This is a genomic window from Nocardiopsis sp. ATB16-24 (genome assembly GCF_030271535.1).
In the GTDB taxonomy this organism is placed as follows: Bacteria; Actinomycetota; Actinomycetes; order Streptosporangiales; family Streptosporangiaceae; genus Nocardiopsis.
This window is the reverse complement of sequence record NZ_JASCXJ010000005.1, coordinates 186,605-202,076: the sequence shown is the minus strand read 5'-3', so window position 1 is coordinate 202,076 and position 15,472 is coordinate 186,605. Positions and strand designations below refer to the sequence as shown.

Here is a 15,472-nt window from a genome sequence, read left to right as displayed (position 1 = left end):
CGGTTACGCCAAACGGGAGTAGACGCGACGCGCGTTGCCCTCGAAGATCGCGTTCTTGTCCTCTTGGGACAGGCTGGGGATCGCCTCGATCACCGGCTTGAGGTCGTCGAAGGGGTTGCCGCTACCGGGGCGTTCGGTTCCGAACAGAACGCGGTCCGCTCCGACCACCTTGACCAGAAGCTCGATGGCGTCCTGCGTGTAGAGGCACGTGTCGAACCAGAGACTGCGCAACGCCTCCTCGAACGGCGGGATGTCCGCCCCGGCCTCACGCGCCTTCATGTTCGCGGCCTTCCATCGTCCCAGCTGGTAGGGGATCGATCCGCCGCCGTGGGGCACGATGATCTTCAGGCCCGGGAACTGCTGCGGAATACGACCCCGGATCAGGGACAGGACCGCGAGGCTCTCCTCGCTGATGAAGTGCTCGCTGTAGGTCTCCCGGCCGTAACAGGCGGCGGGGTGGAGCAGGGCGGGAAGGTCGTGCTTTTGGAGCTTCTCATAGAGCGGGAACCAGTACTCGTCCTCCAGCAGCGGCGAGGTGCCGGCTCCCTCACTGGGGTCGGGGTTCAGCAGCACGCCCACGAAACCCAGTTCCAGGATGCGGTCGATCTCGTCGAAGGTGTCGGTGATCGGACGGCCGGCCGCTTGGGGCAGCGCCGCGACACCGTAGATCCGATCCGGCCGCTGTCGTGCCTGTACGGCGATGGAGTCGTTGTTCAACTCCGTCCACTGGTGGACGAGTTCCGCCGAGGGGTGCGAGTGCTTCAGAACGAACGGGCGAGGTGAGGTGAGCTGGATGTCGGTGCCCACCTGGTCCATGAGTTCGAGCTGGAAGGCCAACCCGTCGAGCAACTCCTCGCGGTCGGCGGGTGCAGGCTTGGCGCCGGCTCTCCCCGACGCCTCCATCACGGTCCACCGGGCCATCAGGCTGTTACCGGCGACCGCGGGTCCCTCGCCCCGGCCCGCGACCGAGTGGGCGTGACTGTCGATGATCATCAGGTTCTCCTTCGGTTCTTGCATGGTCGATTCACCAAGCCCGGGCCGGTGGGTTCGCCGGAGCGCCCGCCCACACCTGTTCGAGTTCGGCGAGCACCTGGTCCGAGAGCGGCCCTTGTTCGGCCGCGGCGACCGCTTGTTCCATCTGTTCGATGTCGGAGAATCCTCCGAGGACGGTGACCACACCCGGTGCCGACAGAGCGAAGCGGTAGGCCAGGTCCGTGATCGAGATCCCGGCACGTTCGGCGACGGGGACGAAGGCCGCGGCCCGGCGCAGTTCACGGCCGTAGTGGCCCTCGAAGGGGAAACGCGCCTCCCACTCGGAGACGGCGGGGGGCCGGGCCCCTGCCTGGGCCGCCGAGGTCAGTACACCGGCCGCCACCGGGCTGATGATCGACACGGCGCAGTCGTTGGCCTCGGCGAAGTGGAGGAAGTGGTCGTAGTCGACGAAGTTGGCTTCGACGTCGGCCAGAAAGCCCTCCCCCTCCCGACCGGTGACCGGTGTGGGGTTGAGCAGGTTCAACGGTTGGTTGACGATGTCGACCACACCGGCGCCGATGAGCGCTCTCATCAGATCGGCGTCGTTGTCCTGCCCGCTCAGCCCGAAGTTCTTGATCAGACCTTCGTCCTTCAACGCGGCGACGGCCTCCCAGACCCCGCCCTCCCCCATGATCTCGTCGAAGGTCAGGTGGGGAAGGTCCTGCATGGCGTGGTAGGGGCCCGAGGGGTCGGGGTCCAGCGGCGCCTCACGGGAGAAGTGCACGCCGTTGTGGACGAGCAGGACGTCGATCGCGTCGCGTCGTAGCCGTTCCAGACTGGCCGTCACCGACCTGCGGACGCAGTGTCCGATCGATCGGGTCAGAAGGTGTTCGGGGGTGATGGCGACCTTGGTGGTCACCACCGCGTCCTCGCCGATGCCTTCGAGAGCATGTCCGAGGTTGACCTCCGAGCAGCCCATGCCGTAGATCGGCGAGGTGTCGAAGGAGTTGATGCCCAGTTCCAGGGCCCGTTCCACCGCTGCCCGCTGTTTCGAGGGCGTCTCGTGGATCATGAGCCCGGCGGCCGTCCCCGCGCCGAAACTGATCTCGGAGAGCTTCAGTCCCGTACGCGGAATCCGAAGGTAACGCATGTGTGGTCCATTCCTGACCTATGTCGTCCAAAGCGTGCCTGTGGTGCCCCTATCGGCGGTCACACGGTTCTCACGTGACCTCCGAGGACACGCTCGCCCATGACTCCCCGGCGCGCCGATCCGCCTCTCGCAGGGCCTGCTCCGAGTGGTCGACGGCGGCGCCTCGGACACGGAACACCTCGACGGCTCCGCCCCGCAGGCCGTCCATGCCATGGCGCAGGCGCATCCGTGCGGCGCTGTGGAAGTGGTCCTCATAGGAGTCGAAGTCCCAGAACACCTGGTGGAGCCAGACCACGCTCGGGTCGGTCTCGTCCGGGACCACCGTCACCGTCCGGGCCAAGGGGTCGGGGTCGGCGCAGATCCGCCGGGAGTACTCCTCCAGGACCTCGATGACGCTGTCCCGTCCGCCTTCCACCACCGGTATGCGGTAGACGACGCCGATGTGCTCCACCGTCTCTCCTTCCTTGGCGGGGGCACCGCCCACGCCCTCGGGGTCGGTCATGACGGCACCTCCGTCGTGCGGCTCTGGAGCGAGTGGTAGGACACCTTCCGTCGTGCCTCGCTGAGCGGCTCGCCTGCCTGGACCGCCCGCCGGATCACGTCTTCCGCCTCTTCGATCCGCCGCACCGTCTCGATGACCTCGAACTCCACGGCGGAGGGGACCACGACGATGCCGTCCGCGTCCCCCAGCAGCACGTCCCCGGGGTGGACGAGGACCCCGCTCACGGAGACGGGGACATCGACCGCGGCCAGCATGACGCGGTCCTTGCCGGTGCGCATCGTCGTCCCACGGGAGAAGATCGGGTAGCCGACCTCCAGCGCACGGTCGCTGTCGCGACAGACACCGTCGATCACGGTCCCCGCGACGCCGCGCCGATGGGCGACCGCGGTGAGGATGTCGCCCCATACCGTGGCGTCCTGACGACCACCGTTGTCGAGGACGACGACGCTTCCGGGAGGAACGTCGTCGATGTAGTCGCCGACCGTTCCCCCGCCGACCCCGACCGGTTGGTAGAGGCCCGTGAACGCGCGGCCGACCAACCTGAAATCGCGTGAGAGCGGCTTGATGCCCAGGGCCTGGCCGTTGACGCCCAGCTTGTCGAGCGCGTCAGAGACCGCGGAGGTCGAATAACGGGACAGAATCGCCATGGTCGTAGGCGTGGTCATTTCGGCTCCTTCGGCAGATTGAGCAGGTCCACGGTGGTCTCTCCTCGACGCAACGCGGTCAGGATCCGGGCTTCTTCGGCCTCACGGGCCTCCCCGTCCACGACGATGTGCTCGGCACGATCCTGAGGAAGGATCACGACACCGTCGCCGTCCGCGACGACCAGGTCACCGGAGTGAACATCGACATCGCCGATCCGCAACGATCCGTGCACGGCGCCGTCGCCGTGGGGGTCCTTGTCGGTGCCACGGATGCACAGGCCTCGGGCGTGCACCGGAAAACCGAGGTCGCGCAGGGCGCTCACGTCCCTGACGCACCCGTCGATCACCAGTCCCACCAGGCCTCGGACCTGAGCGGCCACGGCCATGACCTCGCCCCAGTACCCGGCCTCGTGGTGCCCCTCGACCGTCACCACCATGACCTGGCCCGGTTCGGCTTGGAGCAGGCCACGGTGGAGCCACAGGTTGTCGGCGGCCGGTCCGCGCACGGTGAGTGCCGGCCCACCGAAGGCCGGGGCGTCCCAGACCGGCCCGATGGCCGAGGGGAGTGCGCCGATCTTGCCGGCGGCCTCGTGCAGGGTCGCCGTTCCCAGTCGAACGGCGCGTTCAACGGTGTCGCCCTTGGCGTCCGGTCTCATCGGTTCTCTTTCTGAAGCATCGATTCGTAAGGGGTACCGAGGACCTCGGTGACCGGGTCGCCCCGCTCCAGGAGGGTGATGAGCGCGGCCTCTCGTTCCACGAGTTCCCTGGCCACGCCCGCGACCCGCTCCGCGTCGACCGCCGGGACGAACACGACCCCGCTTCCGTCGGCGACCACCCAGTCGCCCGGGTTCACGGTGATCCCGCTCACCACGATCGGTCCGTTGGTCGACACCTCGTGGACCCGTCCCCGCGCGGTACGCGGCACACCCGCACGGCCGAAGACGGCGAAGCCCAACTCCCGGGCCTCGTCGACGTCGCGCACGGCGCCGTCGGTGACCACTCCGGCTCCCCCTGCCGCTCGCGCCGCCCGGCTCAACAGGCCTCCCCAGCTGCCCATGGAGACCCGCCCCTCGTTGGCGACCACGATCACCTCCCCTGGAGCCGAACTCTCGATCGCCCGGGCTCCCAGGTGTACGCCGGCCTTCTCCTCGGGGGGGTCGCCGGCCGCGAGTCGGACCGTGACCACCCGCCCGGCCAGTCGGGCTCCCTCCCACAGAGGACGCAGATCGTCCGCGACACCGCTGTCCAGGCCCAGGCGGTCCATGGCATCGGAGATGACGCACGTATCGAGCGCATCGAACAGGCCTTCGGTGGACATACACGGCTCCTCTGCCAGGGTCGACGTCCTCTCACGCCGAGAACGATGTCGAGGAAGCCACCGGTACGTCCATCGCCTGTTCCACGGTCCGGAATCACCTCACTTGGACCGGCACGGAAACGCATTCGAGCAGTCACTCTCGATACCGGTGTTCCGCCGATTGGAATGGGCGTTGACTGGCCAGGAAACACCGCTCACTATGATCTGCAACACATGACCTGCGACACACCAGTCCCCTCTTCGGTCATCCGCTCGTCCGACGTCGTGAGGAGACCGCTGGGCGGCACCGAGACACGACCGCCAAGAGCGCGGGTCTGTTGGGGCACACCGATGTCGCCTATGGCCCATGGGGCGCGGTGCGTCCCAGGAAGGAGACCGCATGAGCGGTTCATCGGACACACCAGTGGCGCGGCGCTATCTGTTGCCGGCGATCCAGGTCCCCGCGGTCATCGTGTTGGCGCTCATGATGACGCACGTCACGGCCAACGCCTTCATGCGTGCCTTCATGAACAGCCCGATCCAGAACACGACCGAGATCACGCAGTACATCTATCTCCCGATCATCGCGCTACTCGGCTTCTTGGCGGCACAGATACGCGGAGAGCACGTCGTCGCGGACCTTTTGAGCGGGGTCATGCACGGACTGGCACGCAGGGCCGTTCTCGCGTTCGGTCACCTCCTCGTCGCGCTCATCACGTTCGGGTTCGGTTTCTACGGTTGGGGTGAGGCACGCGACGCCCACGCCATCGGACAGACCGCGGGAGTATCCGATGTTCAGGCATGGCCCGTGTACTACCTGGTCCCCCTGGTCTTCCTCACCATGTCCGTACTGGCGTTGGCGAGTGCGGTCCGCTCCTTGCGTGACGTTCAAGGAATGACCCACTCCTCGTCTCCGACAAACCGGGAATCGGAAACCAAGACCCCATGACAGAACAACTCGGAGCGATCCGCTCCCCCCAGTCCCGCCGGCGACCGCATATCCCGGAAAAGGTCCGAGAGCACACGGTCGTACTCGGCGTTCTCGGTGTCGTGCTCTGTTCCGGCATCGCGATGTTCTTACCGTTGACCCCCATCGCCATCGGCGTCGTCGCGATCGTGCAGATGATCGCCTTGTTGCTGTTGCGGGTTCCGATCGCCATCGCGATGCTCGTGCCCTCGTTCATCGGCATGTACGTCCTGCGCGGCGAGCGGACCGTGACCAGCGCCTTCAGCGCGCTTCCCTACAACGAGATCTCCAGCTGGACCCTGAGCGTCATCCCGATGTTCGTGCTCATGGGCCTGCTGCTGTGGAAGTCCGGCTTCACCGGCAGCATCTTCAACGTCGCCCGGGTGTGGCTGTCCTGGATGCCCGGCGGTCTGGCCGTGGGGACGAACCTGGCGGGCGCGGGGTTGGCGGCGGTGAGCGGCTCGACCATCAGCACCACCCACGCCATCGGACGCATGTCCATCCCGGAGATGTTGCGTGCGGGATACGACAAGCGCCTGGCCATCGGGGCCGTCATCGCTTCGGGACTTCCCGGCCAGCTCATCCCACCGAGCATCCTGTTGGTCCTCTACGCGGGGATCGCCGAGGTCCCGGTCGGCGCACAGCTGCTCGCGGGGGTCCTGCCGGGGATCCTGGTCGCGATCCTGTTCAGCCTCATGATCGTGTTCCTGGCCAAGTTCGTGCCGTCGATGACCACCGCGTCCGACGACGCGGCCACGCCCCGGACTCTGTGGCGGGAACGCTTCGCCTCCTTGCTCTCGGTCTGGCCGCTGCCTCTCATCATCTTGATCATCGTCGGCGGCATGTTCAGCGGTTACTTCACCGCGACCGAGGCCGGTGCCGTCGCGGCGTTGTGCTCCGTGGCCGTGCTCCTGGTCTGGAAGCGCGGGTCGGGTGACACCCTGCGTTCGTTGGCCGACGGTTGCGTGACGGCCATCAGTTCGGCCGGGACCGTCTTCCTGCTGCTGGTCGGGGTCGCCGCGCTGTCACGCCTGATGACGCTGACCGGGATCAGTACCCGATTCGCCGACCTGATCACCGACCTGGGGCTCGATCGCATCCAGTTCCTGCTGATCATGCTCGTGCTCTATCTGGTCCTCGGTGCTTTCATGGACCCCCTGCCCATGATGCTGCTCACGGTCCCGGTATTGATCCCGACTCTGACCGCTTTGGACATCTCCCTGATCTGGTACGGGGTGTTCGTGGTGTTCATGGGCGAACTGGCGATGATCACTCCCCCCATCGGGGTTCTGTCGATGATCATCCATTCCATCTCCCGGGACCCCGAGGTCAACCTCGGCCGGCACATCGGTTTGAAGGACGTGTTCGTCGCCGTGGCCATCTTCATGCCGATGGCCATCATCATGGCCCTGCTCTTGATCTTCTTCCCCGATATCGCCACCTTCCTGGCTGATCGCTCCACAGGGGGTGGATGACCATTCCCCTCGATCGTGAAAAATCCGAATCAGAACGGAAGAGGTATCCATGACCACCAGTACGGAACAGGCGCACACCTTTCCGGTGTCCCGCGGTTCATGCCCCATGCACCCGCCGAGCGAATACGCCGACTGGCGTAGTGAGGAAGGGGGCATTCACCGTGTTCGTCTGTGGGACGGAAGACACGCCTGGGTCGTCACCGGCTGGAAGTACGCCCGAAAGCTGCTCAGGGACAACCGGTTGTGCGCCGACCGCATGGACCCGCGTTACCCCTCCGAAAGCCCCACGCACGCCGTCAAGGGGCCCTCACGGCGCGCGTTCCGGGCCATGGACGGCGAACAGCACACGTACTACCGTCGTCTGCTCGCCGATGAGTTCTCGGTGCGTACCGCGGATCGGTTGAGGCCGCGGATCCGTGAGGTCATCGCGGAGCTGTTGGCGAACATGAAGCGGAAGGGTCGTACGGCGGACCTGTTCGAGGACTTCGCTCTACCCCTGCCGATGCAGGTGACCTGCGAGATCATCGGGGTCCCCTTCGAGGACCAGGAGCACTTCGACACCCTCGTGAACCAGATGCTGGGACGCACGGACGATCCCTCGGTCTCGGAACAGGCCGGTCACGAACTCAGCGCGTACATCCTGGAGATGATCGACACGCGTACCAAGGAGCCCACCGACGACCTGATGGGTCGTCTGGTGTCGGGGCCCTTGGCACGTGGGGAGATCAGCCGGGACGACGTGTTGGTGACCACGATCATCCTTCTGCTGGGCGGGTACGAGTCCACGGCCTCCACCCTGGCCACCGGGCTCCTGGCGCTCATGCAGAACCCGGCACAGCTGGAGCGGGCCCGGGAGAACCTGCGCAACGGTGAGAAGCGGTCCGTGATCGAGGAGCTGCTCCGCTACACCTCGGTCACCGATGTCGGATTGAACCGGTTCGCGCTCGAAGACATCGAGATCGGTGGAAAGACCATCGCCGCGAACGAGGGCGTCATCATCCACCTTCCGAGTGTCAACCGGGACCCCGCCACCTTCACCGACCCCGACACCTTGGACGTCGACCGCGGCGGCCCCGCGCACGTGGCGTTCGGTTTCGGTCCGCACCAGTGCGTGGGACAGATGCTGGCGCGGGCCGAACTGGAGGAGGCGCTCCCCGCCCTCTTGGAGGCCCTGCCGAACCTGCGTCTGGCGGTCCCCGAGGAGGAGCTCTCCTACCGCACCGGAATGCTGGTCGTGGGGGTCAACAGCCTGCCCGTGGTCTGGGACGACTGAGAGCCCCCGGTCGTTCACCCGTGGCCGTGCGGCCCGCGCCCTTGCAGAAGGGCGCGGGCCGCACGCCATCGTTTCTCCTCCGAACGAAGAAGGACCTCTGGTGAGCGGGGTCTCCGCTTCACCAGAGGTCCGTTTCGCCACCACCGTTCCGATGGTCGCGCGCCTTACCGTGCGGGGTCCTCCACGACCGCGCACTGTTCGAAGACCCAGGTCGTGAGCCCCTCCCGTTGGACGGACCGCGCCAGGTCCAGGTCCCCGGCGGCGAACGCCTCATGGAGGGCCCGGACCGCCGCCTCCAGGTCACCCTCCACCTCGTACACGGCGAGGTGGTCACCGGGTGACTCGGCCCCCCTCTCGGCGGGTGAGGAGACGGCCCGGTGGAAGGAGGCGCGCACGAACCCCTCGATGGCGCAGACCTGGGGAAGGTGACGCTCCTGGTACCAGCGACGATAGTGCGCCTCCTGGCCGGGGACCGGCCGCGACAACGTCAGGATCAGGTGACGCCCGCCCTCTGTGGATTCGTCGTGTCTCATTGCACGGCCCCCGTCTCGTAGAGCTCTTCGATCCGCGCCGGCTCATAGCCGAGTTCGAGGAGGATCTGCCTGGTGTGCTCTCCCACTCGCGGCCCCTCCACCCGGACCCGCGACCCCTTGTCCACGCTCAGGTACGGCAGGCCGCCCAGATAGGTGGAGGTACCGGCGTCCGGGTCCTCGACGGTCACGACCGATCCGTCCGCGTGCGCCTGCGGATCCCGCGCCATCTCCCTCCATCCGTCCGTCACGCACGCGCTCGCCCACACGCCCGCCGTGTGGAGGACCTCCAGGGCCTTGTCGGTGGTGAGCGCGCTGATCCTCTCCGCGATCAGATCCCGCTCACGCTCGGCCCAGTCCCGACGAGGGCCGAGTTCGTCGGCCAGGTCCAGCGCCGTGGCGAGTGCCCTCGCCATGGAGTCGGTCGGAGCGACCAGGGCGATCCATCCGTCCTCCGTCTCGTAGAGCGACTCCCAGGGGTGGAATCCCCGCCGTGTGGAATCGAGGACCTTCGCACCGACGAACCGGCCGTCCTCGCCACGGACCAGCTCGGACATCATGAACATCGCGACGTTGTAGAGGCTCACCTCGAACTCGACCGAGCCGCCACCGTGTCGCTGTTCCAGGACGCCCAGGAGCATGGCGAGTGTGCCCATCACTCCCGCCCCGTAGTCGATGACGGGGTGGCGGTACGGTGCGGGAAGGTTCCCTCGTCCCGCGAAGTTGTGCTGAAAGCCGCAGATGGCCTGCATGACCGGATCGAAGGCGGGCGCCTTGACCTTGGGTCCGCGGGAGCCGTAACCGGGAGCCTCCAAGGTGACCAGTGATCCGTCGGGGCCGCGCAGGGACGCGGGATCGACCCCCAGGCGTTCGGCCACCCCCGCCCGGAAGTTCTGGTGCACGATGTCGGCCCGGTCGCACAGTCGACGGATGACCTCGAGCCCTTCGGGGGACTTGGCGTTGACGACGATGCTCCTCTTGCCGCGGTTGGCGGCGGCGAAGAAGTGCGGCGAACCGCGGTTGGGGTCACCACCCGGAGGTTCCACCTTGATGACGTCGGTGCCCAGGTCCGAGAGCAGCTTGGAGGCGAGCGGGCCCGCCACGTAGGCGCTCAGGTCGACCACGCGGAGCCGTTCGAGCCCCGCCGACTCCCCTCCCGACCGCTTGGACGCGGCCCCGCTCGGAGCGGGCACCCTTTTCTTCACACGGATGGGCGACCCGACGCGCTCCCACCCTCCGGGGGCGTCCTCGATGATCTCGTTGGCCTTGGTCTGTTCGTCGTCCCAGACCACGCCGGGCGGTTCCACTCGCTCCACGGCGATGCCCACCTCCCGCAGCACCTTCATCACGTGCCCGTGGGGAAGTTCGGCGATTCTCGTGGCCAGCCGGTCGAAGTCCGGGAAGAAGTAGTTCCGGACCCCGCGTGCGGCGTCGCCTTGGCCCACGCCCGTGTCGTCACCGTCCCAGGGAAGGTCCAGGGCCGCGCTCACCCGCGCGAACGCCCCCGGGACCCCCATCACCAGGTGCACGAACGCACCGTCCAGGCACTCGAAGACCAGGGGCTGGACACCGCGTGGCACCCGCTTGGTGATGCCGTAGGGGTCCTGGTCCACCGAGACCCAGTCCGAGACGCACCACAGCGCGGCGCCCTGGGACAGGCGGGCCCGGAGCACCGAGCCCCTACCGGTGCTCCGGCGCTCGATCAGCGAGGCGACGACGTCGACCAGGCCCAACATCGCGGCGCCATAGGTGGGCGCCGGGAAGGCCCACGGAACCGGGCGGTCATCGTACTGCTCGAAGCAGAGTCCGCTTCGCGCCTGGGCGAGGAGGTCGTGGGCGGGCAGCCCGTGGTCGAGGGCGTCCTGCTCGAAGTCCAGCACGATCGCCTTCGGGTTGGCCTTGACGACCTCGTCCGCGCTCACGAGCGGACGGACGTCGGGGTGGGACTCGCCCCCCAGCAGGCAGACGTCGGCACGCTCCAACCAGTGCGACAGCTCTGGGACGTCGGCTCTCTCCACGTCGGCGTACCAGGCCTCATAGGCCGGATGAGCAGACGTGAAGAGGTCGGTCGGGGCCGGTTCGATGCGTACGACGCGGGCTCCCAGCCCTCCCAGCACGCCACCGGCCAGCGCGGGCGCCATTCCGGATCCCAGGTCCAGGACCACCAATTCCGACACTGATTTCAAAGACACACTCATCACCTCGACCGATCGGGACGGGCCGTCACAGCACCGCCATGGGGTTCACCGGGGACCCCACCGCGTTCTCGAACGGCAAGGGGGGCGCGCTGAGCAGGAAGGTCGCCTGGTCCAGTCGAGCGCAGTCCTTCGCGAGCTCTTCGAGGTACCAGTACTCGCCCAGGTGCAGCCCCATGTCCCGCAGCGCCAGCATGTGGAACGGGCCTTTGAGCGCCGCCCCGGTTCCGAGGGCCTCGACGGCGGTGTTGTCGACCGCGATCGCCGCCACACCACGTTCGTGCAACCACTCGGCGCACCGGAAGTCCAGCCCCGGCTGTGGCCTGGCCAGCACGGCCTCCCACGAACCGGTCCGGGCCCACTCCGCGAACAGACCCGTGCGCACGACCAGGATGTCGCCCTCCTCCACGACGACGCCCGCCGCGTCACAGGCCCTTTGGAGGTCGTCCGCCGTCACCTTGTGGTCCGCGGGCAGTGTCGTGACACCGTACGAACGCGCGATGTCCAGAAGGACCCCACGGCTCACGAAGGAATCGGCCACCGCGTCGATCGCGTGGTAGCGGGCGCCGGCGGAGGTCACCGACGAGGCCGGGCGGCCGTTGTAGAGAAGGCCGTCGTAGTAGCAGTGGGACAACGCGTCCCACTGGGTGGCCGCCTGAAGGTGCATGACGATCATGTCGTCGGTGAAGTGCGCGCCACCGCCCAGACCATTGATCTCCTGCGGATCCGACCCGGTCGCCAGCATGGTGTGCACGGGGTTGCCGCGTGTCTGTGGAGGGCGCCACGCACCGGGGGCGGGCGGCGCAGGGATCTGCGGGCCGCTCGCCCCCAACGGCAGTGACAAGGAGTGCACGATCCCGTGCTCGACGCTTCGCGCCGCGGCGGCCCGCTTGTCGGGCGTGATCAGGTTCAGCGTGCCGCGCTCGTCGTCCTCGCCCCAGCGTCCCCAGTTGGAGACCCGGGAGGCGATGGCCTCCAGCTCCCGCCGTTCCTCTTCGAGGGTGCTCACGACCAGACTCCAAAGGCCAGACCCACACCGGTGCCCGCGGGGCTCCGGTAGGCGGGGACGTAGGACACCCACTGGGTGCTCAGGTGCTCCGAGGCACCGCCCACCGTGATCCAGTTGCGGATCTCCGAGGTGCCCGAGTCCAGGCGGTGTTCGGGCAGCGAACGCAACGCTTCGGCGTCCTGGGCCCGCATCGCCTCGATCACCTGGCGGTCGATCTCCTCATCGACCACGAAGTGCGACAGTCCACCCGAGCCGACGACGGCGACCCGGCGATCACCGGGAAGGTCGGCGACCGCGTTGGCCAGGGCCACTCCCAGGTCGTAGCAGCGGGCCGAGGTGGGCTGGTTGGGCGGGAAGTAGGTGTTGAGCATGATCGGCACGGAGGGCATCGTGGCCTCGGCCCAGGGGGTGCCGGTCAGCATCGGTCCGAGCGCCCAGCCGAACGCGTGCCCGAACTCCCGGTCACCCGGCAGCCCGTTCATGCTGGCCACGTCGAACCCCTGCTTGACCAGGCTCCGCACGATGTGCAGGCCCGCGTCGGGGTCCCCGGGGTGCGCCCGGCCGTCGCAGCCGAGCCAGGTGAGGAACTCGCGGATCTTGTCGGCCCGCTCCGGGGGGACGTCGTGCGGGACCTGGCCCGCGCTCATCTGGACCTTCTGTCCCATGAAGACGGCCAGCGCCGGTTGCAGGGTCTCGTAGAAGAGCTCGCGCTGGTCGTCTCCCACGATCAGCAACAGGTCCGGCTCCAGGGCGATGAGGTCATCGCGAATACGCTGGATCGCCGCCTGGGCCTCATCCCACTTGCTCTGCCACTGTTCGGCGCCCAGCTGGTCGTCGAAACGGCCATCGGCCTGGGCGAGCAGCTCGTCGTAGGTACGGGGCGTGCCTTGGGCATCGACCAGTCCGGTGTCGGTCTGGTCCTGTTCGGCCCTGGTGGCCCACAGTTCGTGGTGGCCGGGGGCCAGCATGATCGAGTGCGAGGTGCCGATTCCGGCGACAACGGATGACATGCCATTTCTCCTTTTTTAGGGTGACATCGCTGATGCTGTCGTGGGCCCGACTAGGTCGCGACGTGGTCCGACACCATGTCCCGCCAGTCCGTACCGGGAGGAAGATCGCCCGAAGCGGCGGTGATGGCGTGGGAGGGGGTCTTGCCGCTCTGCCACTGGGAAGAGGCGCCACCGGACAGGGCGGCCTTGGCCTCCTTGAGGAGCATGCGCCGGGTCCGGGAGATGACGATGTCGGAGGCGACCAGGTTCTCTCGGGAGCGGTCGAGGATGGGGCCCATGCCGACGGCCAACGCCGCGTCCTCGGCGGTGATCCCGGGAAGTCCGGTGAACGACTCCCCTGCCCGCATCGCGGCGCGGTCCTGCGGCCAGACGTTACGGCGGCCGATCTCGCCCACGGGCGGCATCACCGGGGCCATCCCGGTCATGTTCAGGATCTCCTCGGTCAGACCCCACATGTCGAGGCGGTGCTCGTGACCGGGGCCGGTGTCGAGGCGCTGTTCGGAGTCCCACCACAGGTTGTAGAACTTCGTGTGTGTGTCATCGATCGGCACCGGGATGAAGGCCATTCCACCGGAGGGGATGAAGGTGACGAACGGGGCCGCGTAGGCGGTGATCCGCACCTGGTCCATGTCCTCGGTGCTTCCCGCGTTGGCTCGAATGGCCGCGTAGTGCAGTCCGAAGTCGGTGCGCTCCATCTCCAACCGGGGCAGCAGTCCGCGCTTCATCGCATCGGCCTCGGCCCGCATCTTGGGCGGGAACTTCTTCAGGATGTCGGTGTGGAGGATGCCCGCGTGCGCGGAGTCGAGGAGGCCTTCCAGCACCTGGACCCAGTTGCAGTCCAGGTCCACGTCCACGACCAAAGTGTGCTCGGGCTTCTCGCTCTCCCAGGAGTAGACGGGGCGCGGGGGCGCCTCGGATTCGGGGCCCAGGTAGACCCAGACGAGCCCATGGCTTTCGACGGTGGGGTAGGCGTTGGCCTTCAGACCCTTGCGCAGAGAGGAGGCCTCGGCGTTCGGGGTCTCCAGGATGGTGCCGTCGGCGCCGATCTTCCATCCGTGGTAGAGGCAGCGGATCGCGCAGTCCTCTTGATTGCCGAGCACCAGGGGGGCGCCTCGATGCGGGCACGCCTCGTCGAGGAATCCGATGGTCCCGTCGGAACCGCGAAAGGCGACGTAGTTCTCACCGAACAGACGCACCCGGATCGGGTCCGAATCCTGCATCGGCAACCGCACAGAGGGAAAGGCCGGAACCCAGTAGCGGCGTACGACCTGTCCCATCGCGGTTCCGGGGCCGACGCGGCACAACAGCTCGTTGTCTTCGTGATTCATTACCGTATCTCCTGTCTTCTCCGAGAGCACCGATGCCTGTGGTCACAGGTCGAGTTCGAGTTCCTTGGTCAAAGCACGAGAGACGCAGATCATCATGGAGGTGTTCTCGGCCTTCTCTTCTTCGTCGAGGACATCGTCGCGATGGTCGGGGATTCCGCTGAGAACCGTGGTCTCACAGCTTCCGCAGATGCCTTGTTCGCATGATGTCGTTACCGGAACGCCCGCCTCTTCGACCTTTTCGAGAATGGAGGATTCGGGCGGCACCGTGAGTTTCATACCGCTCCGACTCAGCGTCACCTCGATCGTGGAATCGGGCTGGTCGCGCTCCGTCGTGCGTGCGACGAACCGTTCCACGTGCAGACGACTTCCTTGGGGAAGGCGACCGTCGCATCGTTGTTCGAGTGCGCTGAGCAGTGATTCGGGGCCGCAACAGTAGATCAGCCCTCCGGCCTGGACCGAATCGACCAGCGTCTCCAGGTCGAGCAGTCCCGTCTCGTCGGCCGGCCGCAGCTCGACGCGCTCGCCGTACCGTTCGGTGAGGTGGTCGGCGAAGGCCATCGACTCGCGATGACGACCGCCGTAGACCAACCGCCACGTGGCGCCCTCGGCCTCGGCCCGGCTCAGCATCGGAAGGATCGGCGTGATCCCGATGCCTCCCGCGATGAAGAGGTAGCTCGGGGCCGGGTGCAGCGCGAAGTTGTTGCGCGGACCTACGATCCGGACCCGGTCGCCGACGGACAGTCGGTCGTGGACGAAGACCGATCCCCCACGGCTCTCCGGTTCGCGCAGTACGGCGATCTTGTAGTGTCGACGGTCACTTGGAGCAGAGCACAGTGAGTACTGCCTGACGATCCCGCCCTCGAGAACAAGATCGATGTGGGCTCCGGGGGCCCATTCCGGCAGGAGACCCCCGTCGGGGTGGGTGAAGGTCAGGCCTACCACGTCTTTGGCGAGGTCCTCACGACCACCGACCACGAGTTCGAGCACATTCTCCGAAGACTCCATCCTCGATTCCACCCTCCCCGTATCCGTCATTTCAGCGGTCGAACGGTGCTGCCAACGACGCTACGGAGGATCGGTGCGTTACGCCCGCGAGTGTTCAGCAGGGCGGAATCGACCT

General features: G+C 67.2%; 15 protein-coding genes. 3 read left to right on the top strand and 12 right to left on the bottom strand.

The features are described from left to right. Nucleotides 1-3 precede the first annotated feature (3 nt). From PFX91_RS08460 to PFX91_RS08435, 6 genes are all read right to left on the bottom strand, one after another. Complete coding sequence (locus PFX91_RS08460) at nt 4-993, bottom strand: amidohydrolase family protein (protein WP_285730667.1); 990 nt, start codon at nt 991-993, stop codon at nt 4-6. Between the two features lie 31 nt (nt 994-1,024). Further along, entirely contained in the window at nt 1,025-2,122 is a 1,098-nt protein-coding gene (locus PFX91_RS08455) for an aldo/keto reductase (protein WP_285730666.1), read from the bottom strand. Between the two features lie 70 nt (nt 2,123-2,192). Then, a complete protein-coding gene (locus PFX91_RS08450; protein ID WP_285730665.1) occupies nt 2,193-2,624 on the bottom strand; it encodes an NIPSNAP family protein in 432 nt (143 codons plus the stop codon). Further along, nucleotides 2,621-3,289: an RraA family protein gene (locus PFX91_RS08445; RefSeq protein ID WP_285730664.1), complete on the bottom strand. Its 669-nt coding sequence runs from the start codon at nt 3,287-3,289 to the stop codon at nt 2,621-2,623. Before PFX91_RS08445 ends, PFX91_RS08450 begins: the two co-directional genes overlap by 4 nt. Continuing rightward, entirely contained in the window at nt 3,286-3,924 is a 639-nt protein-coding gene (locus PFX91_RS08440) for an RraA family protein (protein WP_285730663.1), read from the bottom strand. The genes PFX91_RS08445 and PFX91_RS08440 overlap by 4 nt, the downstream gene beginning before the upstream one ends. Continuing rightward, nucleotides 3,921-4,586 carry an RraA family protein gene (locus PFX91_RS08435; RefSeq protein ID WP_285730662.1) on the bottom strand — a complete coding sequence of 222 codons (666 nt, stop codon included), beginning with the start codon at nt 4,584-4,586 and terminating at the stop codon, nt 3,921-3,923. Before PFX91_RS08435 ends, PFX91_RS08440 begins: the two co-directional genes overlap by 4 nt. 379 nt (nt 4,587-4,965) lie before the next feature. On the opposite strand from PFX91_RS08435, the gene PFX91_RS08430 reads away from it, so the two are divergent. The 3 genes from PFX91_RS08430 to PFX91_RS08420 all read left to right on the top strand — a co-directional run bounded on the left by PFX91_RS08430 (nt 4,966) and on the right by PFX91_RS08420 (nt 8,280). Next, on the top strand, nt 4,966-5,514 hold the full coding sequence (locus tag PFX91_RS08430) for a TRAP transporter small permease (RefSeq protein WP_285730661.1): 549 nt from the start codon (nt 4,966-4,968) through the stop codon (nt 5,512-5,514). 134 nt (nt 5,515-5,648) lie between these two features. After that, nucleotides 5,649-7,007 (top strand): TRAP transporter large permease, encoded by a 1,359-nt coding sequence (locus PFX91_RS08425; protein WP_285730660.1) that lies wholly within the window; start codon nt 5,649-5,651, stop codon nt 7,005-7,007. Between the two features lie 49 nt (nt 7,008-7,056). Continuing rightward, the gene (locus PFX91_RS08420; protein ID WP_285730659.1) at nt 7,057-8,280 is read left to right on the top strand and encodes a cytochrome P450; all 1,224 of its coding nucleotides are present in this window, start codon (nt 7,057-7,059) and stop codon (nt 8,278-8,280) included. A gap of 164 nt (nt 8,281-8,444) precedes the next feature. On the opposite strand, the gene PFX91_RS08415 is transcribed toward PFX91_RS08420, so the two are convergent. From PFX91_RS08415 to PFX91_RS08390, 6 genes are read right to left on the bottom strand one after another with little or no spacing between them, the layout of a single operon-like run. Further along, nucleotides 8,445-8,813, bottom strand: coding sequence for a hypothetical protein (locus PFX91_RS08415; RefSeq protein ID WP_285730658.1), 369 nt, complete (start codon nt 8,811-8,813; stop codon nt 8,445-8,447). After that, on the bottom strand, nt 8,810-11,002 hold the full coding sequence (locus PFX91_RS08410; RefSeq protein ID WP_285730656.1) for a CoA transferase: 2,193 nt from the start codon (nt 11,000-11,002) through the stop codon (nt 8,810-8,812). The genes PFX91_RS08415 and PFX91_RS08410 overlap by 4 nt, the downstream gene beginning before the upstream one ends. 31 nt (nt 11,003-11,033) lie before the next feature. Further along, nucleotides 11,034-12,014, bottom strand: a complete 981-nt coding sequence (locus PFX91_RS08405) for a cyclase family protein (RefSeq protein WP_285730655.1) — start codon at nt 12,012-12,014, stop codon at nt 11,034-11,036. Further along, complete coding sequence (locus PFX91_RS08400) at nt 12,011-13,024, bottom strand: DODA-type extradiol aromatic ring-opening family dioxygenase (protein ID WP_285730654.1); 1,014 nt, start codon at nt 13,022-13,024, stop codon at nt 12,011-12,013. The genes PFX91_RS08405 and PFX91_RS08400 overlap by 4 nt, the downstream gene beginning before the upstream one ends. Before the next feature lie 50 nt (nt 13,025-13,074). Further along, entirely contained in the window at nt 13,075-14,352 is a 1,278-nt protein-coding gene (locus PFX91_RS08395; protein ID WP_285730652.1) for a Rieske 2Fe-2S domain-containing protein, read from the bottom strand. A 42-nt stretch (nt 14,353-14,394) separates the two neighbouring features. Next, nucleotides 14,395-15,357 (bottom strand): PDR/VanB family oxidoreductase, encoded by a 963-nt coding sequence (locus PFX91_RS08390; RefSeq protein ID WP_285730650.1) that lies wholly within the window; start codon nt 15,355-15,357, stop codon nt 14,395-14,397. Nucleotides 15,358-15,472 lie beyond the last annotated feature (115 nt).

Coding starts and splice junctions, on each gene's coding strand:
- PFX91_RS08435 (WP_285730662.1), bottom strand. CDS start 4,586: ATGTCCACCGAAGGCCTGTTCGATGCGCTCGATACGTGCGTCATCTCC.
- PFX91_RS08430 (WP_285730661.1), top strand. CDS start 4,966: ATGAGCGGTTCATCGGACACACCAGTGGCGCGGCGCTATCTGTTGCCG.
- PFX91_RS08460 (WP_285730667.1), bottom strand. CDS start 993: ATGATCATCGACAGTCACGCCCACTCGGTCGCGGGCCGGGGCGAGGGA.
- PFX91_RS08415 (WP_285730658.1), bottom strand. CDS start 8,813: ATGAGACACGACGAATCCACAGAGGGCGGGCGTCACCTGATCCTGACG.
- PFX91_RS08450 (WP_285730665.1), bottom strand. CDS start 2,624: ATGACCGACCCCGAGGGCGTGGGCGGTGCCCCCGCCAAGGAAGGAGAG.
- PFX91_RS08420 (WP_285730659.1), top strand. CDS start 7,057: ATGACCACCAGTACGGAACAGGCGCACACCTTTCCGGTGTCCCGCGGT.
- PFX91_RS08445 (WP_285730664.1), bottom strand. CDS start 3,289: ATGACCACGCCTACGACCATGGCGATTCTGTCCCGTTATTCGACCTCC.
- PFX91_RS08400 (WP_285730654.1), bottom strand. CDS start 13,024: ATGTCATCCGTTGTCGCCGGAATCGGCACCTCGCACTCGATCATGCTG.
- PFX91_RS08395 (WP_285730652.1), bottom strand. CDS start 14,352: ATGAATCACGAAGACAACGAGCTGTTGTGCCGCGTCGGCCCCGGAACC.
- PFX91_RS08390 (WP_285730650.1), bottom strand. CDS start 15,357: ATGGAGTCTTCGGAGAATGTGCTCGAACTCGTGGTCGGTGGTCGTGAG.
- PFX91_RS08455 (WP_285730666.1), bottom strand. CDS start 2,122: ATGCGTTACCTTCGGATTCCGCGTACGGGACTGAAGCTCTCCGAGATC.
- PFX91_RS08440 (WP_285730663.1), bottom strand. CDS start 3,924: ATGAGACCGGACGCCAAGGGCGACACCGTTGAACGCGCCGTTCGACTG.